Source organism: Rhodanobacter sp. FW101-FHT13A11 (assembly GCF_058790335.1).
Genome location: NZ_JBYTCN010000011.1, coordinates 77,434 through 101,633, shown reverse-complemented (window position 1 = coordinate 101,633; position 24,200 = coordinate 77,434). Strand labels below are relative to the sequence as shown.

Sequence of the window (24,200 nt, the reverse complement as noted above, 5' to 3'; positions counted from 1 at the left end):
TGGCTCGCGCATGAACCCGTTCCAGCCGATGGCCCGGGTCTGGCATCCATCTTGCTCGGCTTGGGTCGAGCCCCCCGGCTCTCCGTCCGACAGAGCCCGCATGCACGCCTTGTTCAAGCACCTCCGGCAAGCCGACGACGCGGAGCAACGCCGCCAGTACAGCCACTATCTGGCGCAGCAGATGGGGCCGATGATCCACGCCCTGATGCTGGTGGGCGCACTGGCCTATCTGGCGGCGGTCACCGCCAGCACCCTGGTGCGCCACTCGCCGTTGCCGCTGTGGCTGCGCCTCGCGCCGCTGGCCCCGCTGCTGCTGGTGGCCGCATCGACCCGGCACGTGCGGCAGCCGCGCCTGCTCAGCGCGCTGACCCTGCTGTGCGTCCTGCTGCTGGAGATCGGCATCAACCTCAACGGCATGGACGACATACACCGGCAGTCCGTGATGCTGCCCGGGCTGCTGCTGCCGGTGGCGTCGTCGGTGATCTGGCTGGGCCGCTGGGATTTCGTCGCCGCCATGCTGCTGTGCGCGCTGGGGCCGCTGCCGATGCTGCTGTTCGGCAGCGCCGACAGCGCGCAGGTCTTCCAGTACCTGGTCTACATGGCGATCGCGATCGCGCTGTCGACGGTGCTGCGCGCGTTCATGGCGCGCACCCTGTTCGAGCAGTTCCGGCTTGAGCGCCAGCTGCGCGAGCAGGCCAACACCGATGGCCTCACCGGCCTGCTGGTGCGCAACCGCTTCCTGGAACTGGCGCGACTCGCGCTGGGCGATATCCGTCGCCGACAGCAGCCGGTGTGCGTGCTTTACCTGGATGCCGACCACTTCAAGCCGCTCAACGACGACCACGGCCACGCCGCGGGGGATGCCGCGCTGATCGCGCTGGCCACGACGATGCGCCGGCAGATGCGCCAGGGCGACCTGATCGGCCGCATCGGCGGCGAGGAGTTCGCGATGCTGCTGCCCGGCCTCGACCTGCAGCAGGCCGGCGCACGCGCCGAGCAGCTGCGCCAGTCGATGCACGAGATCCGGCGCCCGGACGGCCCGTTGACCGTGAGCATCGGCGTGGCCGAATGCGGCGGCCACGCCGACGAAGTCATCGAAACCCTGCTGGCCCGCGCCGACCAGGCGATGCGCCAGGCCAAACGCGACGGCCGCGACCGGGTCGTCAGCGCCTGACCCCGGCCGGAGTTCAGCCTCCGGCCGCCGCCAGCTTGCTGCGGCGGATGCCGTAGGCGAAGTAGATCACGCAGCCCACCGCCATCCAGACGATGAAGCGCTCGTAGGTGATCCACGGCAGGCCGTAGATCAGTGCGACGGAGAACACGATGCCGAGCGGCGCGGTGAACCACACCGCCGGGGTCCTGAAGTTGCGCTGCAGGTCGGGGCGGCGCACGCGCAGCAGCATGATCGAGGCGCAGATGATGATGAAGGCGCTGAGCGTGCCGATGTTGACCAGTTCGGCCACCTCGCCGATCGGCAGCAGGCCGGCCACCAGCGCGGTGAACACGCCGAGGATCAGGGTCGGCCGCGCCGGCGTGCCGAAGCGAGGGCTCACTTTCGCGAACCAGCCCGGCAGCAGGCCGTCGCGGGCCAGCGCGAACCAGATCCGCGCCGCGCCCAGCATGAAGGCGAACAGCACGCTGGTGACGCCGATCACCGCCGCCGCTGCGATGGTGACGCTGAGCCAGTGCAGGCCGATCTGCTCGAACGCGTCGGATACCGAGGCCTCGCCGCCCAGCCTGCTGTAGTGGCTGATGCCGGTCAGCACCAGCGACACCGCGATGTACAGCACCATCGCGATCGCCAGCGACAGCAGCACCGCGCGCGGCAGGTCGCGCTGCGGGTTCCTCGACTCCTCCGCCGCGGTGGTCAGCGTGTCGTAGCCGAACACCGCGAAGAACACCACGCTGGCACCGGTCAGCACGCCCTGCCAGCCGAAGTGGCCGATGCCGGTGGCGGCGTCGACCACCCGCGCCGGCACGAACGGGTGCCAGTTCGCGGTGTCGATGTAGAACACGCCGACCAGCACCACCAGCAGCACGCCGATCACCTTGATCGCCACCACCAGCGTATTGAAGCGCGCGCCCCACTCGGTGCGCACGGTCAGCAGCACGGCGACCGCCAGCGACACCGCGGCGGCGATCACGTTGAAGCGGTGGCCGTCGCTGGGCGCGGCGATCGCCGTCGAACCGTGCAGGCCGAACAGCTGCTGCAGGTAGTACTCCATGGTCTGCGCGCTCATGCTCTGCTGCGCCCACTCCGGCAGGTGCGCGCCGGCCGAGGCCAGCAGCACCTGCACGTAGCCGGACCAGCCGATCGCCACCACCGCCACCACCAGCGCGTATTCCAGCAGCAGGTCCCAGCCGATGATCCAGGCGGCGAACTCGCCCAGCACGGCGTAGCCGTAGGTATAGGCGCTGCCGGTGACCGGGATCAGCCCGGCGAACTCGGCGTAGCACAGCGCGGCGCAGGCGCTGCCGAAGCCGGCGATCAGGAAGCTGATCGCCACCGCGGGGCCGGCGTTCATCGCCGCCTGCTGGCCGGCCAGCACGAAGATGCCGACGCCGATGATGCCCCCGATGCCGATCGCGGTGAGCTGCCACAAGCCCAGCACGCGGCGGAAATCACCACGCGTGCCGGCCTCCGCCTGCAACTGCTCGACCGTCTTGTGGCGCACCAGCCTGTTGAGGAATCCCATCGCCCGCCCCTGAGTAAGCAAACGGCGATCATAGCGAATGCGCGCGCAGGCACTCACCGCGGTGCAGCACGGTCGCCGCCGAAGGTCCACGCGAACCCGACAGGGCGGGCACGACTCGCCACCTTGTCAAGACAAACAGCCGGCGGGCCGTGCCCGCCCTACCGCAGCGGGGCGGTTGCGGGTTCAGCAGGAACGGCGGCCACGCCCGCGCGGGCCGATGACGAACGCAGCCATGGCAGTGCGACTGCACTGAGTCCGAACACCACCGCGATCGCCAGCGCGATCCGGCCGTCCAGATGGACGATGCCGAACCAGCGTCCGCTGAGCAGCGGTACCACGGCGGTGGCCAGCACGCGCACGCCTTCCGCCCATGGCGCCCAGCGCCGGCCTTCCATCAGCGCGCCGGTCACGCACAGGCCAGCCACCAGGTAGACCGCGTAGCCAAGCAGCGCCGGCAGGCTGGCCGTGCCGGCCATGCCGAGGAACTGCGTGGTCATGCCCAGCAGCAGCGCGAACTGCACCAGCACGTAAAGCTTCAACGGCCGCGACAGCGGCGGGTCGAAGCGTTCGCCAGGCATCACGAATGCCGGCTTCGGGTAGCGCGCTGCCACGTCGGCGGGACGCCAGCCCGGCGGCTTGATCCACACCAGCAGCTTGTCGCGCCAGCGCCGCGCGTGCCAGGCGTCCACCGCGGCATGCCAGTACACCTCGGCGTTCGCCCACAGCGGATTCCAGCTGTGCAGCGGCGAACGGGTGCCGTACACCGGCGGGTCGCCGTCGTCCTCCTCCACGAAGGTGCCGAACAGGCGATCCCACACGATCAGGATGCCGCCGTAGTTGCGGTCGAGGTAGCGGTCGTTCACCGCGTGGTGGGCCCGGTGGTTGGACGGCGAGCAGAACACCCGGTCGAACCAGCCGAGCCGGCCGATCTGCTCGGTGTGCACCCAGAACTGGTACAGCAGGTCGATCAGCGCCACCACCACGAACACCTTCAGCGGCACGCCGAGCACGGCCAGCGGCAGGTAGAACAGCCAGCCCAGCAGCACGCCGCTGCCGGTCTGGCGCAACGCGGTGGACAGGTTGTAGCGCTCGCTCTGGTGATGCACCACGTGCGCGGCCCACAGGATGTTCACCCGGTGCCCGCAGCGGTGCAGCCAGTAGTAGCAGAGGTCGTACAGCAGCAGCGCGCCGAGCCACACCAGCAAGTTGTTCTCCGGCAGCGCGAACAACGCTAGGTGCCCGACGCACCAGGCATAGATGCCGATCGTCAGCAGCTTGCCGAACACGCCGACCAGCTGCGAGATCACCCCCAGCCCGATGCTGTTGATCGCATCGTTGGTGGCATACGCCTCGCGCCCGCGCAGCTTCGCCACCAGCAGCTCGATCCCGATCAGCAGAAAGAACACCGGGGTGGCCCAGGTGATGATGAGTTCCTGCGTATTCACTTCGCCGCCCCCGCCTCGCTCGCCGTGTCGACGCGCCGCACCGAGCGCGCGATCCACCACAAGGCCAGATAATACGCCGACAGCACCCACAGGCTGGACCACGGGACCGCACCGTGGAAGCGGTTCCACGCCAGCAGGCTGTCGCTGAGCATGAACGCCAGCGCGCCGAGCGCGGCCAGCCGCGCGGCCGGCGCCTGCACGTCGCCGCGCCGGGCGAACACCCGTGCCCGCCCCAGCGCCTGGCCAGCCATGGCCGCCAGCACCGCCACATAGACGATCACCGGCGCGCGCAGCGGCGCACCGATCGCATCCCACAGCAGGGCCAGGTTCGCCGCGCCGTAACCGAGGCTGGCCAGCAGCAGCCATGGCCGCGCGCCGAAACGGCTGTCGTCGAGGAACGCGGCGATGAAGCACAGGTGGCCGCACAGGAATGCCAGCAGCCCCGGCACGAACAGGTCGCCCGGCAGCATCAGCAATACATCGCCCGCCAGCGAACAGGCAATGCCGGCCAGCACCCGCCGCCGGTAACGCGGCGACACCGCGGGCCGCGCGCGCCACGCCAGCACGAAGATCAGCGCGGTGGCCAGCGGCTTGCCGATCCAGTGCAACCACAGCCAGCCCTGGCCAGCCCCGCCCGTCGCCAGCAGCGCGCCGGCGATGGCCGCAGCCGCCGCGCACGAGGTGGCGAACGCGAGCCGGCGCATGCCGGCGGGCAACAGGGAGCGGGAAGCCGTCGCGACCATGCAGGGCACCGTGGACGATACCCGGCCGATCATAACGAGGGCGCCGCCATCGCGGTGGATGGCGGCACCCGGCGCGACCGGCGACCGGTCAGAAGCGCACGGTGGCGGTCAGCATCGCCGCGCGCGGCGCACCCACTTGCAAGGTGGCGAACTCGCCGGTCGGATCCGTCGCGGTGAAGCCGTTGGAGCCGATCGTGCCGTAGTAGTGCTTGCCGGCGAGGTTGGTGACGTTGAGCGCCAGTTTCAGGTCCTCGGCCACGCCCAGCTTGCCGAAGTCGTACGCCGCGGCGGCGTTGAACAGCCAGTACGACGGCACCGCGGCGTCGTTGACGTAGGTGTAGTAGCGCTTGCCGGTGTAGTTGGCGGAGAGGCGCAGGTCCCACGCGCCCGGCGTCCAGGCGATCTCCGAGGAGAACAGCTGCTTCGGGCTGTCGACCACGGTCTTGCCCCGGGTCGCCACCACGGTGGTGCCGTTGAGGTAGTCGCTGTCGTAGCGCGAACGGTTGTACGACAGCGCGTTGTACCAGCGCAGGTCGCTGGCCGGCTTCAGGATGAAGGTCAACTCGGCGCCGCGGCTGGTCACCGAACCGACGTTCGCATAGGCAGACGGGCAACCCTGGATGCCGGACGAGCACTGCTGGATCGCCAGCAGGCGGTGGTCGAACTTCACGTCGTACAGCGCCAGCGAGCCTTCGAACAGCTCCTCGGCATGGCGCCAGCCGGCCTCGACGGTGCGCGACTGCTCGGGCTTGAGCTTGCCGCTGATCACGTCGAACGCAGCCTGGGTGGTGGCGAACGGCCCGCTCACGCCGGCCTGGAAAGCGGCGATGTTCTGCGCATAGGAGGCGAACAGTTCATCCTGTCCACCCAGCTTGTAGCTGGCGCCGAGCTGCGGCAGCAGCGATTTGTCCGCGGTCAGCTCGCCGTTCGCGTAGCTGCCCACCACGGCGTGCGTGCGGGTGCGCGTCTGCGGGCTCTTGACGCCCACGTCGACGTGCAGCCTGCCGTCGAGCAGGGTGATGCTGTCCTGCAGGTACAGCTGGTGCGTCTCGGTCTCGTAGTGCTGGTAGAACTTGCGGATGTTCGGGTTGTGCAGGAAGTACTGGTCGTCCACCGGGCCGGCGATGAAATAGAAGTTGCGCTGCACCGTGTGGTGGCTGTTCTCGTACCAGAAGCCGCCTTCGAGGTGGTGGTTGCCGAGGTCCCAGCCCAGCGAGGCGATCGAGCCCCAGCGGTCGATGCCGTACTCGGTGGTGCGGATCGAGATCGGCGTCTCCTGCGGCGTGCCGGCGAACGAGGTCTGGTACGGCGTGAACCAGTGCCCCTGGCCGCGGTTGCTGTGGTAGTAGCCGGTGGCCTTCAGGCGCACGCCCTCGGCCAGGCCGAAGTCGCCGAACAGGCCGGCCAGGCTGTCGTCGCGCAGGCCGCGGCCGGCGTAGTACGCATCGTCCAGGTTGTTGACGCCGCCGGTGAAGATGCCCTTCGCCGCGTTCACCGCGCGCTGCCAGTCCGGCGCATAGTTGTCCCAGTTCCAGCCCAGCCGCCGCTGCATGTCCAGCGACAGGTCCTGGTAGTCGGTCTCGTTGCGGCTGGAGGTGTTCAGCAGCGCGGCCAGGTGGTTGTCGCCGAAGTCGTATACCGCCTTGCCGTTGAACTGCTGCTGCTTCTGCGCGCCGTCGCCCTTCCATTTGTCGCTGTCGGCATAGGCGCCGGAGAGGTACATCGCGAAGCCCTGGTGGTCGCCGGTGTCCAGCCGCGCGTAGGTGCGCAGTGCGCTGTCGCTGCCGATGCTCTGCGCCAGCGTCACGCCGTAGTTGCTCGCCGGGTCGGTCGAGTAGAACTGCACGGTGCCGCCGAGGTTGCCGGTGGAGGCGGTGCCCAGCGCGCCGATGCCGGCGGCCAGCTCGGCGCCGCCCAGGTTCTCGGCGATCAGCGCGCGGCTGATGTGCAGGCCGTTGTTGTTGCCGTAGCTCATGTCGCCCAGCGGGATGCCGTCCAGCGTGAAGCCGAGCCGGGTCTGGTTGAAGCCGCGCAGGCTGATGCGGGTGGACCACTCGTAGTTGCCGAACGAATCGGCCGATTCGAAATGCACGCCCGGCAGCTTCGCCAGCACCTTCAGCGGGCTGGAGCCCGGCGGCAGCACCTTCACGTCCTGCACGGTGATGCGCTGGACCTGGCGGGTCTCGCCCTGCCCGATCACCGACACCGACTCCAGCGTGCGGGCCTTGTCGGTGGTGGGCGCCGGCGCATCGTTGTCGGCCGGTGCGGCCAGTACCGCGCCATCCAGCACGGCGAACAGCGCCAGGGCAAGAGCGGTCCTGCGGAAAAAGCGTTTGTTGATGGACATGCGCGTGCATCCTTTGGCGCAGCCGCCCGCGATCGCGGAAAGCCACGACATCAATATGTGGAATGGGATAACGGACGCCCTCAGCGACCGTACGCACAAGCATGGCAGCGTTTTGTGTATGGAGCCTTACAGCCGAATGTCATCTTTTCGGATGGACGTCCGTATGGTCGACGCGAATTCAGCGATGATCGCGTTGTCGACCAGGACCGCGTGACGGCGGCCCACACACGCGCCGGCGCGCCGATATCGGCGCGCGAGCCGGCGGGAAACGTTCAGCGCCCGTCCAGCGCCTTGCGCCCGATCGCCGGATCGTCGGTGAAGAACGCATCGATGCCGGCGTCGAGGTAAGCGCGGATCTCGGCGATCGAGCCGGCCTCGTTGAACGTCTTCGGGTCGCTGCCCTGCCGGAAGTTCTTCGCCTGGAACTGGTTCTCCGGGCGGAATGTGTAGGGGTGCAGCTCCAGCTTCGCCGCGTGCGCGTCGTGCACCAGCGAGGTCGGCCGGCCGAGCGTGCCGTCGCCGGCCAGCGGGATGATCGCGCGGATGTTCGGGCCGATCGCATCGGCGTAGCCGGCGATCTCGCGCAGGCCGGCCGGCGTCGTCATCCCGCCGTAGGTCAGCCGGCCGCCGGCCGCGACCACGTCGTACGGTTGCTGGTCGGCGTCGTCGATCAGCTGCAGCAGGCGGATGTTGCGGTGGTCGCGGCCGAGCTTGCCGCGCAGGTATTTGAGGTTGGCGATCTCGAACGACTGGATCTCCACCGGCGCCGTGCGCGTGTACGCGTGCGCGGCGAGGATCGCCAGCACGCGATCCTCCATCGGCAGACCGGCCTTCTGGAAATACGTGCCGTGCTTGATCTCGGGAATGATGCCGATCACCCGTCCCTGCGTTGCCGACTCGGCGGCGACGAAGTCGATGATCTCGTCCAGCGTGGGGATCTGGAACTGGCCGTCGTAGCGGGTGCCGCGCAACTCCGGCAGGCGTTCGCGCGCGCGCAGCGTCTTCAGCTCGGCGAGGGTGAAGTCCTCGGTGAACCAGCCGGTGACCGGCTGGCCGTCGATGGTTTTGGTGGTCTTGCGCGCGGCGAATTCCGGATGCCGGGCGACATCGGTGGTGCCGCCGATCTCGTTTTCATGGCGCGCCACCGGCACGCCGTCCCGCGTCATCACCAGGTCGGGCTCGATGAAGTCGGCGCCGTCGGCGATCGCCTTGCCGTAGGAGGCCAGCGTGTGCTCCGGCCGCAGCGCGCTGGCGCCGCGGTGGCCGATCACCAGCACCTTGGCGGCCAGCGGCGTCTCGGCTCCCGTGGCGTTGGACATGCCGGCGAATCCGATCAGGAGGACGGCCAAGCATAAGTGTTTCGCGAACGAAGATGACGGCATGGGTGCGGTTCCTGCAGATCGGCGGGATGCCCGGCCTGGCGGCACGGGCAAGGCACCGACTCTGCCGGCCGCATGTGTAACGCTCTTTACAGCGGCGTGGCGGCCGCGGCGGCGCCGAGCTTCAGCCATTGCTGCCAGTTCGGCTGGTCCACCGGCACGCCGTCGGCGTTGCAGCTGCCGAGCCGGCACAATTCGGCGCGCAGCCGCGGCGTGTGCTGCACCATCACGTGGAAGATCACGTTCTGCTCCAGCTCGCCGTGGAACGCCGCGGCGCCGGGGCCGGTGGCGAAGATCGCCACGTCCTCGCCGCCGTGCGTCTCGGCCTTCAGCGGCACGGTCGCTTCCTGCATGTAGTCGGGGTCGGTGGTGTCGACCTTGCGCAGGTCGGGGCGGCCCTTGCTGATCGCGTCGTACTCGCGCGGGTTGTGCGGGTAGCGCTTGCTGCCCTCCGGCTGCCGCTCGCTGGCGCCGGTGTTGCCCGGGCCGTTGGCGAAGCCGAGCGTGGTGTACGGCAAGCCGGTGGCGTCACGCGCCATGCCCGGCGCGCTTTCGTCGTCGAAGCTGTCGGTGTGGCCCACGACCTTGCCCAGGATCGGGTTGCCGCGGCGCGGGTAGCCGGCGAAGGTCATGGTGTGGCTGTGGTCGGCGGTGACCACGATCAGCGTCTCGGCCGGGTCGGTGTGCTGCAGCGCGGCCTGCACCGCGTCGGCGAAGGCGATCGTCTCGTCCAGCGCGCGATACGCGTTGCCGGCGTGCAGCGCATGGTCGATGCGGCCGCCCTCGACCATCAGGAAGAAGCCGTTCGGGTTGCGCTTCAGCACTTCGATCGCGCTGGCCGTCATCTCGGCCAGGCTGGGTTCGCCGGCCTTGTCGTGCGGGCGCTCGTGCTCGTAGTTCATGTGCGAGGGTTCGAACAGGCCGAGCAGGCGCGGCGTGCGCGCAAGGTCCAGCGCCTTCAGCTGCGCCGCGTTCCACACGTACTTGCCGTCCGGGTGCCGGGACGTCCATTCGCCGATCAGGTCGCGGCCGTCGAGGCGCTGGCCCACGCTGGTCGGGTATTCCGGGTCGTCCGCGCCCGCCGGCATGAATTCGGTGCGGCCGCCGCCCATTGCCACGGTGAGGCCGCCGGCGACCGGGAAGTCGATCAGCTGCGCGGCGAAGTCCTTGCAGCCGGCGGCCTTCGCCGCCTCGCTGAGGTCGGCGTCCACCTCCCAGTTGCGCTCGGGCAGGTGGCCATAGGTGGCCGCCGGGGTGGCGTGGGTGATCCGCGTGGTGGTGACCGCGCCAGTGGCCATGCCGGCCGAGGCCGCCAGCTCCAGCGCGGTGACCAGTTCCTGTCCACGGCTGCCGGCGCAGTCCTGCCGCTTCGGCACCTGCGACACGCCGATGTAGCCGGCGCGGGTCTTCACCCCGGTCATGATCGCGGTCATGGTGCCGGCCGAGTCGGGCGTCTGCTGGTCGGTCTCGTAGGTGCGACTCAGCGCGCTGAACGGAAACTTCTCGAAGCTCAGCCGGTAGCTCTCGCCATCCGCGCCGGCGCGTTCGCCGGCCAGCACGTGCGCGGCGGCGATGGTGGGGATGCTCATGCCGTCGCCGAGGAACACGATCACGTTCTTCGCGCGCTGGCCGTTCGCGTTCGCCTGCGCGGAGGCCAGCGCGGCCTGCGCCGCGCCGCTGCGGAACCACCACGACGCCGTTTCGCCCTGCGGCCGCTGGATCGCCGGCACCGCGATCGCGGCCGTCGACGCCGACGGCGCGGACAACGGCTGGCTGGCGCAGGCGCCGAGCAGGGACAAGCAGGCGCCCAGCAGGGCCGGACGGAGGCAGGACAGGGAACGGGACATGCGGATCTTCTTCATGGGGGCGTCGCGTGAACAGCCACGCGAATCGCCCGCGATCCTAATCATGGCATGCGAACTTTCCGTGGCACCGGCGTGACCGGACCCGACACGCCATCGGCGCCGTACATCCTGCGATACGCCTCGCCCAGCTGCGCCTCCGCTCCGCCGTCCCGGTGCGCCTGCTCGAACACCTCGTTGATCTGCCGCTCGGCCGCCTGGAGGTGGCGCAGGAAGCGCCGGGTGCCGTCCGACAGGTCGCTGTCGGCCATCCGCTGTTCCATGCCTGGGTCGGAGGTTTCACCGGATTCGGGCTTGCGCTTGTTCATGCCGGATCGCAAGCAAGACGCCTGCCAGCGTTGTCCGACGCCCGCGGCACGCGGTCCATGGCCGCCGCGACGGCCTGCCCCGCTGCCCGATCGCGGCCGAAACTGCCGCTCCCGGTCGCCCGTGGCGAGAGCGCGTCGCCGCCCGTTCACTGGTAGACGTGCAACCGCCCGATCGTCCACGCGTGGTAGGACGCCAGCAGGCCGGGCACCGCGCAGTCGTCGTAGCGGCCGTCGCAACGGTCGCGCAGCCCGGTCGACGCGGCGAAGTACGCGTCGACCGGCACGCCGGCGGCCTCGAGCACCATGCTGGGCAGGAACGCGATATCGAGCAGCGGGTACTGCGGCAGCGGCGGCCCGGCGAAGTTACTCTTCAGCATGTAATAGGTGAGGTAGTCGCGGTACGGCTGCAGGTCGGCCGGCAACCGCCGCGGCAGGTTGCGGATCAGGCCGTTGAAGGAAGGCTGGTGGTCGCCGAAGTGCAGCAGCACGGTCGGCTGCGGACGGTCGAGGAAGGCGTGCTCCAGAGCGCGCATCGCCGTGTCCGAGGCGTGCAGGCGCGCCAGGTAGGCGTCGAAGTTCAGCGCCGCATCGCGCGACAGCCCGCGCAGCAGGTTGCGGTAGGGCTTGGGCAGCTTCGACATCGGCTGGTGGTCGTGCGGGCCGTGCTGGTTCAGCGTCAGGATCATCACGAATACCGGCTGCTCCGGCGTCTTCACCTTGTCGTAGATGCGTTTCGCCGCCGCGAACATCTGCGCGTCGCTCTCCTCCCACTCCTCCAGGCCCAGCTCGTCGGCGCCGTACAGGTGGTCGAAGCCATAGGCCCGGTATGCGTTGCGCCCGTTGATGAAATCGGCGCCGGTGGGATAGATGCCGATGGTGAGGTAGCCGAGCCGGCGCAGCTGCAGCGCCAGCGCGTCGTGCACGTTCGGCGCCAGCACGTAGGGCGCGTACATGCCGCCGGGGCCGAAGATGTCCTGCGGCATGCCGGTCAGCGCGGCGAACTCGCTGACCCAGGTACCGCCGCCGAAGGTATGCACGCGCAGCATGCCGTGCGCGCGGGTGCGCGCGTCGGGGCGGAACATCGCGGCACGGCACGCCGGCATGCCGCAGGCATCGAAGATCGACGGGTCGAACGTGCTCTCCTCCAACACCTGCACGATGTCCGGGTACGGTGGCGCGCCGCCCGCGCGGCCCGACGCGGTGGCGCCCCAGTCGCTCTCGGCCGTGGCCTCGTCGGCCATCGGCGGCAGCTGCACGCCGGCGTCGTGCAGGTTGACGAAGAAGTTGGTCAGCTGCGCTTCGTCGGACATCTTCTCCCACGCGTTGCGCGAATGGACCTGCGCGAACGGCCCGGTCGGCAACAGGCACAGCCAGAACGCCAGCGCATACAGCGCCGTGCCGCCGACCCGCATGCCGGCGGCATGGCGCGGCCGCAGCGGCGCCAGCACGCGCCAGTCCCAGCGCCATGCCAGGTACAGCAGCGGCAGCAGCGCAACCACGCCGAAGGCCGCGACATACAAGTGCGGATAATGCAGCAGCGTGTCGAGCAGACTGCTGCGCACGTAATAGACGAAGTCCGACGGCATCAGCTGCGAGTCGAGGTAGCGCAGCTTCAGCACCGCCACGGACTTCAGCAGCAGGAACAACCCGCCGCCGACCAGCAGCGCAGTGGCGAAGCGGCCGAAGGCGAACAGCAGCATGCCGAAGATGCACAGCATCAGTCCCGCGATGAAGGCCCGCTGCAGCGGGAGCGGCTCCTGCCAGGCGGTGAACGCCACGCTGAGCGCGAAGAAGGCCAATGCGCACAGCGCCACCGCACCTGTTCGCGCAGCACACAACGGGATTCGAGGCATGGGTCGGAGTCCCCCTGCAGGACCGGATGTCACCTTGGCGTCATCCTACTGACTTGCAACGGCAACGGATCGGACATCGGGGCATGCCGTTCCACTGCCGTTGGGGATCGCACCGGGGTGCAGGCGGCCTCGCCCCGGGCCCGCGGGGAAAGCCTCCGCGGCGCCGGCAACCCGTCATGCCGATCTGCTACCTTCCCGCGACCTGGACCCCGCACTTCACGGAACCCCCATGTCGCCACGCCCGTTCCCGTTCGCCGCCCCGCTGCTCGCCCTCGCTGCCGCCGCCCTGCTCGCCGGCTGCGCCGGGCTGCCCTGGCAGGGCGGGAGGACGCCCGACGGCGCGCGCGCGAGCGTGGCGATCCTGGAGACCACCGACGTGCACGCGAACGTGCTCAGCTACGACTACTACAAGCTGAAGCCGGACGCCTCGCTCGGCTACGAGCGCACCGCCACGCTGATCCGCCGCGCCCGCGCCGAGCTCCCCAACACCTTCCTGTTCGACAGCGGCGACACCATCCAGGGCAGCGTGCTGGCCGACTACCAGGCGCTGGTGAAGCCGGTGGCCTGCGACCAGGAGCTGGCCGTCTACCAGGCGATGGACGCGATGGGCTACGACGGCGGCACCGCCGGCAACCACGAGTTCAACTACGGCCTGCGCTTCCTGTCGCAGGTCACCGGCACCCCGATGAACGTGGATGGCGGCCACAGCGAGCGCTGCGCCGGCCCGCGCTTCCCGCTGGTGCTGGCGAACGTCTACAGCGCGCGCGACGGCAAGCCGATCTTCAGGCCGTGGACGGTGGTGACAAAGCACATCGAGGCGTACACGGCCGACGGCAGCAAGCTCAGCGTGCCGCTGAAAGTCGGCATCATCGGCTTCACCCCGCCGCCGATCCTGGACTGGGACAAGCAGAACCTGGCCGGCAGGGTCACCGTCAGCGGCGTCGTTGAAGCCGCGCGGAAGTACCTGCCCGAACTGCAGGCGCAGCATCCGGACCTGGTGGTGGCGATCCTGCACGGCGGCCTGGACACCGCGCCGTACACCCCGGACATGGAAAACGCCGGCTGGCACCTGGCCGGCGTGCCCGGCATCGACGCGCTGCTGCTTGGCCACTCGCACGCCGAATTTCCCGGCCCGCGCTACGCCGGCCTGAAGGATGTCGACGCCCAGCGCGGCCTGGTGCGCGGCGTGCCGGCGGTGATGGCGGACTTCTTCGGCAAGGACCTGGGCGTGATCCGGCTGGTGCTGGACCGCAAGGACGGCCGCTGGGTGGTCGACCACGAGGAAAGCCACAGCGAGGTGCGGCGTATCTGTCCGCAGAAGAACGACTGCGTGCCGGCCGATCCGGCGATCGCGCCGCTGGTGCGGCAGGCGCACGAGGCGGCGATCGCCCACGTCAACACGCCGATCGGCGAAAGCACGCTGCGCCTGAGCAGCTACTTTGCCGACGAGGGCAACATGACCGCGCTGGCGCCGGTCAACGCCGCCCAGATCGACTACGTGCGCACCGAACTGCCGCGCTCGCATCCCGAGCTGGCCGGCGTGCCGGTGCTGTCCGCCGCCGCCGCGTTCCGTACCGGCTTCGGCGGCCCCGACGACTACACCGACGTCGCCCCCGGCCCGCTCACCCTGCGCAACGCCGCCGACCTGTACTTCTATCCGAACACGCTGGCCGCGGTGAAGGCCGACGGCGCCGGGGTGAAAGCCTGGCTGGAGCAATCCGCCGAACGCTTCAACCGGATCGACCCGGCGAAGAGCGGCGAACAGGCGCTGATCAACAGCCGCTTCACCGGCTACAACTTCGACCAGATCCAGGGTGGCATCCACTACGTCATCGACGTCTCGAAGCCGGTCGGCCAGCGCATCACCACGCTGACCTTCCAGGGCAAGCCGGTCGAGCCGAGCCAGCCGTTCGTCGTGGTCACCAACAACTACCGCGCGAGCGGCGGCGGCCATTTCCCCGGCCTCGACGGCAGCAACATCGTGCTGGCCGCCCCCGACGGCACCCGCGAGATCCTGGCGAAGTGGCTGGAACGCCACCAGCGGATCGGCGCGAAGGAGCTCGAACCGACCTCATGGAAATTCGCGCCGCTGAAGACCTCCGGCCCGGTCGTGTTCACCGACGCCAGCGGCAAGCAGGACGTGGCCCGCGAAGCCGGCCTCGACAACATCCGCCAACTGAAGGACCACGGCGACGGCACCGCCACCTACGCGATCGACCTGTCGCACTGACGCCAGTGCGCGGCGAGAGCGGCGCGCCGCAGCCGGAGCTGTCCGACGCACTTTCCTTTCCCTCGCCGGTGGGCACCTGAAGAGCCAGAGCTTTCGTGCGCCTGCGGCGCCCGAGTCACTTTCTCTTTGCGTGCTCAAAGAGAAAGAGCACCCCGCTTGGCGCTTGCCAGGCATCGGGCAACCGCTCCTGCGTTGCCTCCACTCCGGCATCCATGCCGTCGCCTGCCCTGTCGAAAAAGCATTGCCCTCCTTGGCAACGCCCGCTGCACGGCCTATCGACCCCGCCTCACCGCCGCGCAAGGGACCCGGGTAGAGCTGCGGGCCATCGTGGCCCGCATTACTCAGAAGAGCCAGAGCACCAAAAGGCAGTGCATACAAGAACGCTATTCGCTAACTAAATCTAAAAAAGACTCAATCGAACGGCGCCTGACAATCTGCTACCGGCCCGAAGTAGGCCCACGAAGCACTCAAGAGGGAACCATCAATCCGCGGAGCCTCAATTCGAGCCCACCATCACTCTGGCAAATAAGGACTTGTATACGTCCATTATGGACGATATGATGTCAATATCAGCCAAACAGATGGCTCATGGAGCGAACGATGGACATCAAGTACGCCTACTGGAACAACAAAGGTGGCACAGGAAAGACAAGCCTGTGCTTTCAGTCGATTGTTCGCTACGCCGAGAAACACCCGAAAAAGCGTATCTTGGCGATCGACATGTGCCCGCAGGCCAATCTATCTGAGCTGATGCTTGGAGGGCTGAATAACAAGGGCAGCGAGAAGTTGCTTGAACGGCAGGGCTTGGTACCTCGATGCAGCGTGGGGGGCTACTTTCAGCTCCGTCTGCCTGCACCGTACTCCCCACCTAAATTCAACGCGCACGACTTCATTACGAAGCCGAATAGCTATAACAAGGGTGTACCTGCAAACGTCGATCTCGTGTGCGGCGATCCAATGTTGGAACTCCAAGCGAACGCCGTGAACACGCTTGCCAACAATCAGATCCCCGGAACGAACCCGTGGATAGCGGTTGTCGACTGGCTGAAGGACTTCTTGGATCAGCTTGCCGACGAGTATGACGTGGTCTTCCTCGACTGCAATCCAAGCTTCTCCCTCTACACGCAGATCGCACTTTCCACAGCAGACCGCATCGTGCTCCCCGTGATGGCGGACGATTCCTCCCGTCGAGCAATACAGAACGCATTTTCTCTCGTCTACGGCCTGAAACTGCCCTCGGAAATCTATGCAGCCTACGCATTCGCAACGAAGCTAAAGTATGCCCAGCGCCCCCTTCCGAAAGTTCATCTGATTGTCAAGAACCGACTGACGCAGTACATGGGCGCAGCTTCGGCCTACGCTGCCGTACTGCAAGCCATCGAGAGTGACGTTGGCAAACTTCTGAAGTCGAACCCCGAAATCTTCGCCTTTAAGAAGCTGGAAGCCGGGTTCGTCGAGATTCGCGACTTTCAGACAACTGGCGTGGTGGCTTTCGCAAAGGGGCTCCCGTTTTCGAAGCTTCCCATTGGCAAGCAGACTATCAACGGCCATCGTGTGCAGGTGAAAGAGGACTACCTTCAGAACGCCAAGGTGGCGATGGACGATCTAGTCGCGAAGCTGTAGTCGTGGCTTCCTAGCCGCAGAGCGGACATAGCAATTCAAAGGTGATCCGATGTCCGAGGCATTTCACTACCCGCCAGAACTGTTTGAGCTACTTGTTGAGACCATCGCTCGCCTCATTCGGGCGAAGAAGGGTGTCGTGCTTTTCCTACGCGGCGCCGGCGTTGCCGACGAAGATCTCGCCGAAGTAGAGCGCGCCGTAGCGACAAACGCGGACTCCATCAACAAATTCGAGATCGTTCGCAAGGTGCTCACCAAGGTCAATGGACGCGGCGATAGTGGCTTGCGCCCGCGACGCGAGATCATCAAGCGTGTGGTGGAATTCGAGAGGTTCGAGACCTGTTGGCCCGAAGACCGGCTGAAGGCTAAAGGGCTCGTCGCAAGCGTGCGAGAGGCAGTCAATGCAAAGGACTCTTTCACGCGGATGAAGCAAGAACGAGATGCTGAACGCGAGGCCACACGCGCTCGTGAGCACGCGGAACAGGCAGCAGCAGCCGACAGGCGCTCCGAGATTGAGAAGGTGAATACTCGACTTGCGGCGCTGTTCGGTATGGACGACAAGCCCCATGAGCGCGGCAAGCTGCTTGAAGGTGTTCTAAACGATATGTTCAGTGCCTATGGAATTCTTGTTCGGGAGGACTTCCGCCGAAAAGACCCGGACACATCTATTGTGCTTGAACAGATCGATGGCGTGATCGAGCTCGATGGCGCGGTGCACCTCGTTGAGATGAAATGGCTCAACTCGCCAGTCGGCACCGGTGAGTTTCTTCCCCACCTCAGTCGTTTGTTCCTCCGCGCGAACGCTCGCGGTATCTTCATCTCGTCCTCAGGCTTTACCAAACCCGTGGTCAAGGAATGCGCTGCCGCGCTCGCTCAAAAAACGATGATGCTCTGCTCGTTGCATGAAATCGTCATGCTGTTACAGCGAGGCGATGATCTGATCTCCTTCCTAAAGAAAAAATCACACGCAGCCATTGTTGACAAGAATCCCTTCCTACAGATCCTCTCATAGCCTGTGTGACCAGAAAAGCCTCAATCGCAGACGTGGTATAGGCAACAACATAGTGCATGATCCGTGTCTTGGTAGTGCTATTGCTGCTGCGCGTGCAGTTCGCGCCCCTCATTGACCGTCTACCGTACGACCGGGCAAGAATCCTGCAGCGGTGGCGCGACGGTTGCCTCAGCGGATCAGCACGAACACCGTGACGATCGCCAGCAGCGCCAGCGGATACAGGCTGGCGCGGTCGAACAGGCGCGCGGCTTGGCGGCCGTCCAGCGTGCGTGCGAGCCGGATCGCCGGCGGCAGCAGCAGGCCGGCGCCGGCGGCGAGGATGGCGAGCTGGAACGGCCAGCCGCCCGCCAGTGGCGACATGCGCGGCAGCAGCGCGCTGGCGAGCACGGCCAGGCTCAGGCTGACGGCAACCAGCGCGCCGGCCGTGCGCAGGCCGAAGACCAGCGGAATGGTGCGCGCGCCGATGCGGCGGTCTTCCTCGAGGTCGTTCCAGTCGGCCGGGATGTTCTGGCCGCCGATTTCCCACAGCATCAGCCAGGCCAGCAACCCCAGCAGCCACGGCCACGACGGTGCGGGGATCACCGCGAAGACGGCGGCGATCGGGCCGGCCGACTTGACCAGCCCGCTGACCACGGTGCGCCACCAGGTGACCTTCAGCAGCTTCACGTAAAGCACCTCCAGCGCCGCCGCGGCGAACACGATCAGCAGGATCAGCGGGTTCAGCAGCCAGGTGCCGAGCACGGCCAGCGCGAACCAGAAGCCGAACCATGCCAGCGCGCCCTTCATGCTGATCAGGTTCTGCGCCAGCGGGTAGCGCATGGCGGAAGCCTCGACCGCGTAGCCGGGCTTGATCCCGCCGGCGACCTTTTGCCGGTCGTCCTTCACCCCGATCAGGTCGTTCAGCGCGTAGATGGCCGTATAGCCGGCCAGCGCGGTCAGCAGGCACAGCGCCAGCACCTGCCACGACGGGAAATGCCCCAGCCACAGCAGCGCGACGAAACCGGGCATGGCGATGTCGAGCGCGCCGTGGAGGGAGCGCGACAAGGCGAGAAAACGCTGCATGGGTGTCAGCCCTTCCTGACGAAGCAGGCCATGTAGTTGATGTCTTCGCGGTTCGGCGCAACGCGGAACCGGCGCGCGAGCGGGTTGTACATGAGGCTGTCCACCGCCTTGAACTCGAGCCCCGCGGCGGCGGCCCACGCGCGCATCTCCGCCGGCCGGATCAGCTTGCGGTAGCTGTGGGTGCCGCGCGGCAGCAGGCCCAGGATGTACTCGCCGGCCACGATGGCGAAGGCGAACGCCTTGAACGTGCGGTTGATGGTGGAGAAGAACGCCACGCCGCCCGGCTTGAGCAAGGCGGCGCAGGCGGCGATGACCCGGTCCGGATGCGGCACGTGCTCGAGCATTTCCATGCAGGTGACGGCGTCGAAACTGCCGGCCTCCTCGCGGGCGAGGGTTTCCGCGTCTAGGTAGCGGTAGTCGATGGCGAGCCCGCCGCGTTCGGCATGCTGGCGGGCGATGTCCAGCGACAATCGCGACAGGTCGATGCCGGTCACCCGCGCGCCGGTCCGGGCCAGCGCCTCGGCCAGGATGCCGCCGCCGCAACCCACGTCGACGATGCGCGGCGCGGGCACGCCGATGCGGTCGGTGATGAAGCGCAGGCGCAGCTCGTTGATCGCGTGCAGCTGGCCCATCTTGCCGTGCGGGTCCCACCACAGCTGGGCGATGCGGTTGAAGTGGGCGATTTCCCCGGCATCAACATTCGGCGATTCGGTCATGGCTTGTCGTGGTCCGGTCATGCAAGGTTTGGATGGAAGCTTCGATTTCCGCGCGCGCGATGTCGTTGACGAACACGCATTCGCCGACCGCCGCGGGCAGCGGCACGCGCTGCAGGCCGTTGCGGTGTTCGACGCGGTCCAGCAGCGACTGCCACATGAGTTCGGCGTCGAGCAGGGCGAGGTCGGGGGCGAGGTCGAGATGGTCGACCAGGGCGAAGATCCGCGCGGCCGCGGCCGCGCCGAGCAGGCCGCGGCGCCGCGCGATCGCGGTCGACACCAGGATGTCCAGCAGCACCGCCTCGCCGTGCAGCAGGCTTCCCTCGTGGCGGGTTTCCAGGCCGTAGCTGAAGGTGTGGCCGAAGTCCACCTTGCGCGCCAATTCTTCCTCGTGCAGGTTCGGCGCCAGCTCTTCGAGCATGCCGCCGATGGCGCGGTCGAGGATGTCGCCGCCGCGCGCGTCCTGGAAGGCCGTCGCCAGCGAAGCCGCGCCATGCTGCTCCAGCAGGCGGAACAACGCGGCATCCCTGATCACGGCCAGCTTGACGATTTCGCACAGGCCGTTGCGCAGGTGGCGCGGCGGCAGGCTGCGCAGCAGGCTGCGATCCAGCAGCACCCGGCGCGGCGGCTCGAAGTTGCCCAGGCGATTCTTGCGGCCGTTGAAATTGATCCCGGTCTTGATCCCCACCGCCGCATCGACGTAGCCCATCAGCGTGGTCGGCACCTTGATGTGCGGCACGCCGCGGCGGTAGCTGGCCGCCGCGTAGCCGACCACGTCGGTCAGCACGCCGCCGCCGATGGCGATGACCGGCTCGTCGCGGCGGTGGATGGGAAAGCCGTCCAGTTCGCGCAGCACCGAGAGCCACGCCTCCAGCGTCTTGCCGCCCTCGCCGCCCGGGAGAGTGATGATGCGGGCATCGATCCGGTGGTGGGCGAAATAGGCACGGATGCGCCCGCCATGAAGAGCGTGCACGCAGGCGTCGACCACCACGAAGCGGCGCCCTTCCTGCGTGCGCCCCATCGACAGCAAGGCATCGCTGTGCGGATCGAACACGTCCGCCACGTTGAGCAGGTCGTACTCGATCCGGCGCGTGGCGCTGACCTGCCAGCGCGCGCCCTGCGTGGCGCTCATGCCACGTCCCGCCACGCCGGGCGCCGCGCCAGCACCTCGCGCGCGACGGCTTGCGCGCGCGCCAGGTCGTGGTTGCGCCAGTGGCCGCACTGGTCGATGCGCGCATACGGCACGGCGTCGACCGCGAGCACGCCTTCGAGGATCGTCGCGAACGCGTCTTCGATGACGGCGCGCCGGCCTTCACCGAGCAGGGTGAGGTAGAAGCCGGTCTGGCAACCCATCACGCCGATGCTGACGAGATGCTGCGGCAACAGGCGCTGGAAGCCTTCGAGCAGGAAGTGCTCGATCGAATGCAGTTCGGTACCCGACAGGCAGGCGTCCGCGTTCGGCCGGCGCAGGCGCAAGTCGATGGCGTAGACGATATCGCCCGCCGCGCCCGCATGGGCGCCGCGAAGCTTGACGCTGGGCGCCTTCAGCCGGCGGTGGTCCAGTTCGCCGACGGTATCGCTGCGCCAGCCCAGTGCCTCGAAGTCGATCATGGTGGTTGCTCGGTGGAACGGCCGGGCGTTCATGCCGGCTGCGCGATCGCGGCCAGGTGGCGGTAGCTGTCGTCGAGGGCCTGCTGCCAGCTCTCGACATGGTGGTAGAGCTCGACCGAGCCGAAGCCGTGGAAGCCGTGCTCGTTCAGCGCCCTGAAACTGGCTGCCAGGTCCAGCGTGCCCTCGCCGGGAATCTCGTGGAAATGCACGATGCCGGTGCGCGTGTTGGCGACCATCCGGTCGAACAGTGCAGGGCCTCGCACGCCGCGCAGGTGGGCGACGATCGGCCAGGCCCGTTCGAGCACGTCGAAGCCCAGTCCCGGCACCGAGATCAGGTAGGTGAAGATCTCGTCGTCCAGCGGCGAGGCGCCGGCGTACAGGCTGCCGTAGTCGACCGTACCCGCCGGCCGGTCGATGCCGGCCTGCGCCAGCAAGGCCTCGATGCGCCGGCGCCGCGCCGGGTCGGGCGCGCGGTCGCCGAAGTACAGCGGATGGCGGCGATCCACCAGCAGGTAGTCCGCCGTATCGGGAAAATAGACCAGGGTACTGGCGGCATCCAGGTCGAAGCCCGCCACCGCATCGTCCCGCACGATCCTGAGGTTGCGGCCCTCGCGCGCATCGGAGATGTGCAGGTAGCGGGCGAACGGCGCGGCCTGCGCCAGCGCGCCGAGGTAGTCCGGCTCGGAGCAGTAGGCGTGGCAGATGTCGATGTGCAGCGCGAAACGGCGGGAGCCGACCGCGCGGATCAGCGCCAGCCCCTGCTCCAGGGTCTCGATGTACATGCCCGGCTCGGGCTCGATCAGCAGCGTGATGTCCTCGTCGTCGCGGATCTCGCGCAGGCATTCGCGGATGCTGTCCGCCAGCAGCTCGCCCGGGTCGACCGCCGGCTGGCGCACGTGCTCCTCGCGCAGGAAACCGCTGCCGAAGGTGACCAGCCCGACGCCCAGCCGGCGGGCCACGCGGATGCCGCGCTTGACCAGGTCGATGCGGCGCTGGCGCCCGGCCACGTCCAGCGCCATCAGCGACGGCTCGTGCGGCCGCGACGGGGTGAAGAAGTGCGAGGCGGTGGCCACGCAGGCCGGCACGATCCGCGCCGCCTGCAGATGCCGCCGCACGTCGTCGAGGTCGGCCTCGCTGAGGTTGAAGGGATTGAACTGCTCGCGGTGGAAGGACAGCTCGACGCCTGCGTAGCCGGCCCGGGCCACCGCATCGATGGCCTCCGGAAACGAGAGGTTGGTGAGGCCGAAGGTGCTGTAGCTGAGCTGGATCATGCCCGGGAACCGTGGTGAGCAAGCGATGGTGGAACTCGAGTGCGCCGTCTGCCCGACTCTGCGGCGGCCGCCGACGCGGCATCGGTTCCACCGCGCGGGCAGCCGACGCCGGGTCGGCATCCGCGCAGCGTGCGGGCACGGCGGCGCGCTCGCCATGACTCACGTCAATCCGTGCCGGCCGCCACCTGCGTACGGATGCCGCAGCATGGGGCGCTCGGCCGGTCGTGCCTGCGGGCCCGGGAATCCCGCCGAACCGTTATCATCGGCGGCAGCGCCCCGATACGCGCCGCGGATCCGGCGAGGCGGCCCCGGCGATACTCACCGAGCAGCGAGCCCGACGACTTGCACCTTCGAGCTGTCGCACCAGGCATCCGCCAACGGCCTGCACGGCCGGCGACCCGTTCCCTGATCCCGCGTGGAAGCACCCGGCATGAGCAGCATTGATCCACCGGCCGACCGCGCCCGCACCGTGACGGCGCTGCAGCGTCTCCCGAAAGGCATCTGGGCGCTGGGTTTCGTGTCCCTGTTGATGGACGTCTCCTCGGAGATGATCCACGCGCTGCTGCCGGTGTACCTGGTCGGCACGCTCGGCATCTCGACGCTGGCGGTGGGTTTCATCGAGGGCATCGCCGAGTCGACGGCGGCGATCGTGAAGGTGTTCTCCGGCGCGTTGTCGGACTGGCTGGGCCGGCGCAAGCTGCTGGCCGCGATCGGCTACGGGCTGGCGGCGTTCACCAAGCCGGTGTTCCCGCTGGCGCACACGGTGAGCTGGGTGGTGACGGCGCGCTTCGTGGACCGCATCGGCAAGGGCATCCGCGGCGCGCCGCGCGATGCGCTGATCGCCGACCTGGCGCCGCCGGGCATGAGCGGCGCGGCGTTCGGCCTGCGCCAGTCGCTCGACACGACCGGCGCCTATCTCGGCCCGCTGCTGGCGATCGGGCTGATGTGGCTGACCGGCGACAACATCCCGCTGGTGTTCTGGTTTGCCGTGCTGCCGGCGTTCGGCTCGTTCGCGCTGATCACGTTCGGGGTGCACGACGCGGCGCGCGAACCGGGCACGCACCAGGTGCGCATGCCGCTGTCGCGCGCCGAGCTGTCGCGCCTGCCGGCGGTGTACTGGTGGATCGTGGCGGTCGCCTCGGTGTTCACCCTGGCCCGCTTCAGCGAGGCATTCCTGGTGCTGCGGGCGCAGGAGCTCAAGCTGTCGCTGATGCTGATTCCCGCGGTGCTGGTGCTGATGAACGTGGTCTATTCGCTGGTGGCCTACCCGATCGGCAAGCTCGCCGACCGGCTGGACCGCGACGTCCTGCTGGCCAGCGGATTCGCCGTACTGGTGCTGGCGGATCTCGCGCTGGCGCTGATCGGTGGATTGGCCGGCCTGGTGATCGGCGTGACGCTGTGGGGCCTGCACATGGGCATGACGCAGGGCCTGCTGGCCACCCTGGTGGCCGACGCGGCGCCGGCGTCGCTGCGCGGCACCGCGTTCGGCGTGTTCAACCTGGTGACCGGCGTGGCCCTGCTGCTCGCCAGCGTGCTCGCCGGCGGGCTGTGGGGCGCGATCGGTTCGCAGGCGACCTTCCTGGCCGGCGCCGCCTTCGCCGCCCTGGCGCTGCTCGGCCTGGCCGCGCTGCTCGGTCGACGGCGCATGACCGGCCGCTGAGCGGCACCGCGGTCACCCGCTCAGACCTGGCGCAGCCACTGCCGCACGATCGCCACCAGCGCCGCCTCGCCGGCGGCCAGCTCGGCGGCGCTGCGGAAGCCGACGATCGCGCGGTCCGGTCCCAGCCATTCGAGCAGGCCGCGCGGATCGGCGATCGCCCCGCGCGGCAGCTCGCGCTTCTTCGACCCGAGATGGAGGATCAGCCGCACGGCCTCCTTGCTGCGCAACTGCATGGTGGCGAAGTGCTCCGAGGTACGGAAGCTCGGCGCGTTCCACTTGATCTCCTCGGTGATCGCCATGTCCGCGCCGAGCAGGATCCGCCGCAGCGCGACGATTTCGCGCTTCAGCGGATGCTCCAGCGCGGCGAGGAAGGCTTCCACCGTATGCG

The 24,200-nt window shown here is 68.2% G+C and carries 19 protein-coding genes; 5 read left to right on the top strand and 14 right to left on the bottom strand.

Features of this window, described 5'->3' with window-relative positions; translation table 11 throughout:
- Positions 1-100: 100 nt before the first annotated feature.
- The gene (locus tag AC3WRN_RS13285; protein ID WP_492623336.1) at positions 101-1,174 is read left to right on the top strand and encodes a GGDEF domain-containing protein; all 1,074 of its coding nucleotides are present in this window, start codon (positions 101-103) and stop codon (positions 1,172-1,174) included.
- A gap of 13 nt (positions 1,175-1,187) precedes the next feature.
- Here the strand turns inward: AC3WRN_RS13285 and AC3WRN_RS13280 are convergent, their stop codons facing one another.
- The 8 genes from AC3WRN_RS13280 to AC3WRN_RS13245 form a co-directional block, all read right to left on the bottom strand.
- Positions 1,188-2,696: an amino acid permease gene (locus tag AC3WRN_RS13280; protein ID WP_492623335.1), complete on the bottom strand. Its 1,509-nt coding sequence runs from the start codon at positions 2,694-2,696 to the stop codon at positions 1,188-1,190.
- 158 nt (positions 2,697-2,854) lie between these two features.
- Positions 2,855-4,141 carry a sterol desaturase family protein gene (locus AC3WRN_RS13275; RefSeq protein WP_492623334.1) on the bottom strand — a complete coding sequence of 429 codons (1,287 nt, stop codon included), beginning with the start codon at positions 4,139-4,141 and terminating at the stop codon, positions 2,855-2,857.
- The gene (locus AC3WRN_RS13270; protein ID WP_492623333.1) at positions 4,138-4,917 is read right to left on the bottom strand and encodes a lysoplasmalogenase; all 780 of its coding nucleotides are present in this window, start codon (positions 4,915-4,917) and stop codon (positions 4,138-4,140) included. The genes AC3WRN_RS13275 and AC3WRN_RS13270 overlap by 4 nt, the downstream gene beginning before the upstream one ends.
- 55 nt (positions 4,918-4,972) lie before the next feature.
- The gene (locus AC3WRN_RS13265; RefSeq protein WP_492623332.1) at positions 4,973-7,231 is read right to left on the bottom strand and encodes a TonB-dependent receptor; all 2,259 of its coding nucleotides are present in this window, start codon (positions 7,229-7,231) and stop codon (positions 4,973-4,975) included.
- A 272-nt stretch (positions 7,232-7,503) separates the two neighbouring features.
- Entirely contained in the window at positions 7,504-8,550 is a 1,047-nt protein-coding gene (locus AC3WRN_RS13260; protein ID WP_492623331.1) for a glycerophosphodiester phosphodiesterase, read from the bottom strand.
- A gap of 149 nt (positions 8,551-8,699) precedes the next feature.
- A complete protein-coding gene (locus AC3WRN_RS13255; RefSeq protein ID WP_492623330.1) occupies positions 8,700-10,457 on the bottom strand; it encodes an alkaline phosphatase family protein in 1,758 nt (585 codons plus the stop codon).
- A gap of 59 nt (positions 10,458-10,516) precedes the next feature.
- Entirely contained in the window at positions 10,517-10,780 is a 264-nt protein-coding gene (locus AC3WRN_RS13250) for a hypothetical protein (RefSeq protein ID WP_492623329.1), read from the bottom strand.
- 146 nt (positions 10,781-10,926) lie between these two features.
- Complete coding sequence (locus AC3WRN_RS13245; protein WP_492623328.1) at positions 10,927-12,633, bottom strand: sulfatase-like hydrolase/transferase; 1,707 nt, start codon at positions 12,631-12,633, stop codon at positions 10,927-10,929.
- 229 nt (positions 12,634-12,862) lie between these two features.
- On the opposite strand from AC3WRN_RS13245, the gene AC3WRN_RS13240 reads away from it, so the two are divergent.
- From AC3WRN_RS13240 to AC3WRN_RS13230, 3 genes are all read left to right on the top strand, one after another.
- On the top strand, positions 12,863-14,863 hold the full coding sequence (locus tag AC3WRN_RS13240) for a bifunctional 2',3'-cyclic-nucleotide 2'-phosphodiesterase/3'-nucleotidase (RefSeq protein WP_492623327.1): 2,001 nt from the start codon (positions 12,863-12,865) through the stop codon (positions 14,861-14,863).
- A gap of 600 nt (positions 14,864-15,463) precedes the next feature.
- A complete protein-coding gene (locus AC3WRN_RS13235) occupies positions 15,464-16,486 on the top strand; it encodes a ParA family protein (protein ID WP_492623326.1) in 1,023 nt (340 codons plus the stop codon).
- Positions 16,487-16,535: 49 nt separating this feature from the next.
- Positions 16,536-17,495 carry a hypothetical protein gene (locus tag AC3WRN_RS13230; RefSeq protein WP_492623325.1) on the top strand — a complete coding sequence of 320 codons (960 nt, stop codon included), beginning with the start codon at positions 16,536-16,538 and terminating at the stop codon, positions 17,493-17,495.
- A gap of 168 nt (positions 17,496-17,663) precedes the next feature.
- Here the strand turns inward: AC3WRN_RS13230 and AC3WRN_RS13225 are convergent, their stop codons facing one another.
- The 5 genes from AC3WRN_RS13225 to AC3WRN_RS13205 are packed head-to-tail and all read right to left on the bottom strand — an operon-like array spanning position 17,664 to position 22,152.
- Positions 17,664-18,557 carry a UbiA prenyltransferase family protein gene (locus AC3WRN_RS13225; RefSeq protein WP_492623324.1) on the bottom strand — a complete coding sequence of 298 codons (894 nt, stop codon included), beginning with the start codon at positions 18,555-18,557 and terminating at the stop codon, positions 17,664-17,666.
- A gap of 5 nt (positions 18,558-18,562) precedes the next feature.
- Positions 18,563-19,273, bottom strand: a complete 711-nt coding sequence (ubiG, locus tag AC3WRN_RS13220; RefSeq protein WP_492623323.1) for a bifunctional 2-polyprenyl-6-hydroxyphenol methylase/3-demethylubiquinol 3-O-methyltransferase UbiG — start codon at positions 19,271-19,273, stop codon at positions 18,563-18,565.
- Positions 19,251-20,402 carry a sedoheptulose 7-phosphate cyclase gene (locus tag AC3WRN_RS13215; RefSeq protein WP_492623322.1) on the bottom strand — a complete coding sequence of 384 codons (1,152 nt, stop codon included), beginning with the start codon at positions 20,400-20,402 and terminating at the stop codon, positions 19,251-19,253. The genes ubiG and AC3WRN_RS13215 overlap by 23 nt, the downstream gene beginning before the upstream one ends.
- On the bottom strand, positions 20,399-20,914 hold the full coding sequence (locus AC3WRN_RS13210) for an S-ribosylhomocysteine lyase (protein ID WP_492623321.1): 516 nt from the start codon (positions 20,912-20,914) through the stop codon (positions 20,399-20,401). The genes AC3WRN_RS13215 and AC3WRN_RS13210 overlap by 4 nt, the downstream gene beginning before the upstream one ends.
- On the bottom strand, positions 20,911-22,152 hold the full coding sequence (locus AC3WRN_RS13205) for a sugar phosphate isomerase/epimerase family protein (RefSeq protein ID WP_492623320.1): 1,242 nt from the start codon (positions 22,150-22,152) through the stop codon (positions 20,911-20,913). Before AC3WRN_RS13205 ends, AC3WRN_RS13210 begins: the two co-directional genes overlap by 4 nt.
- A gap of 430 nt (positions 22,153-22,582) precedes the next feature.
- Here AC3WRN_RS13205 and AC3WRN_RS13200 point away from each other — a divergent pair, with 430 nt between their 5' ends.
- Positions 22,583-23,812 carry an MFS transporter gene (locus AC3WRN_RS13200; protein ID WP_492623319.1) on the top strand — a complete coding sequence of 410 codons (1,230 nt, stop codon included), beginning with the start codon at positions 22,583-22,585 and terminating at the stop codon, positions 23,810-23,812.
- Positions 23,813-23,832: 20 nt separating this feature from the next.
- On the opposite strand, the gene AC3WRN_RS13195 is transcribed toward AC3WRN_RS13200, so the two are convergent.
- Complete coding sequence (locus AC3WRN_RS13195; protein WP_492623318.1) at positions 23,833-24,192, bottom strand: DUF1801 domain-containing protein; 360 nt, start codon at positions 24,190-24,192, stop codon at positions 23,833-23,835.
- Positions 24,193-24,200: the final 8 nt, after the last annotated feature.

Coding starts and splice junctions, on each gene's coding strand:
- AC3WRN_RS13210 (WP_492623321.1), bottom strand. CDS start 20,914: ATGAACGCCCGGCCGTTCCACCGAGCAACCACCATGATCGACTTCGAG.
- AC3WRN_RS13285 (WP_492623336.1), top strand. CDS start 101: ATGCACGCCTTGTTCAAGCACCTCCGGCAAGCCGACGACGCGGAGCAA.
- AC3WRN_RS13215 (WP_492623322.1), bottom strand. CDS start 20,402: ATGAGCGCCACGCAGGGCGCGCGCTGGCAGGTCAGCGCCACGCGCCGG.
- AC3WRN_RS13255 (WP_492623330.1), bottom strand. CDS start 10,457: ATGTCCCGTTCCCTGTCCTGCCTCCGTCCGGCCCTGCTGGGCGCCTGC.
- AC3WRN_RS13225 (WP_492623324.1), bottom strand. CDS start 18,557: ATGCAGCGTTTTCTCGCCTTGTCGCGCTCCCTCCACGGCGCGCTCGAC.
- AC3WRN_RS13235 (WP_492623326.1), top strand. CDS start 15,464: ATGGACATCAAGTACGCCTACTGGAACAACAAAGGTGGCACAGGAAAG.
- AC3WRN_RS13265 (WP_492623332.1), bottom strand. CDS start 7,231: ATGTCCATCAACAAACGCTTTTTCCGCAGGACCGCTCTTGCCCTGGCG.
- AC3WRN_RS13240 (WP_492623327.1), top strand. CDS start 12,863: ATGTCGCCACGCCCGTTCCCGTTCGCCGCCCCGCTGCTCGCCCTCGCT.
- AC3WRN_RS13260 (WP_492623331.1), bottom strand. CDS start 8,550: ATGTCCAACGCCACGGGAGCCGAGACGCCGCTGGCCGCCAAGGTGCTG.
- AC3WRN_RS13280 (WP_492623335.1), bottom strand. CDS start 2,696: ATGGGATTCCTCAACAGGCTGGTGCGCCACAAGACGGTCGAGCAGTTG.
- AC3WRN_RS13205 (WP_492623320.1), bottom strand. CDS start 22,152: ATGATCCAGCTCAGCTACAGCACCTTCGGCCTCACCAACCTCTCGTTT.
- AC3WRN_RS13245 (WP_492623328.1), bottom strand. CDS start 12,633: ATGCCTCGAATCCCGTTGTGTGCTGCGCGAACAGGTGCGGTGGCGCTG.
- ubiG (WP_492623323.1), bottom strand. CDS start 19,273: ATGACCGAATCGCCGAATGTTGATGCCGGGGAAATCGCCCACTTCAAC.
- AC3WRN_RS13200 (WP_492623319.1), top strand. CDS start 22,583: ATGAGCAGCATTGATCCACCGGCCGACCGCGCCCGCACCGTGACGGCG.
- AC3WRN_RS13270 (WP_492623333.1), bottom strand. CDS start 4,917: ATGATCGGCCGGGTATCGTCCACGGTGCCCTGCATGGTCGCGACGGCT.
- AC3WRN_RS13250 (WP_492623329.1), bottom strand. CDS start 10,780: ATGAACAAGCGCAAGCCCGAATCCGGTGAAACCTCCGACCCAGGCATG.
- AC3WRN_RS13230 (WP_492623325.1), top strand. CDS start 16,536: ATGTCCGAGGCATTTCACTACCCGCCAGAACTGTTTGAGCTACTTGTT.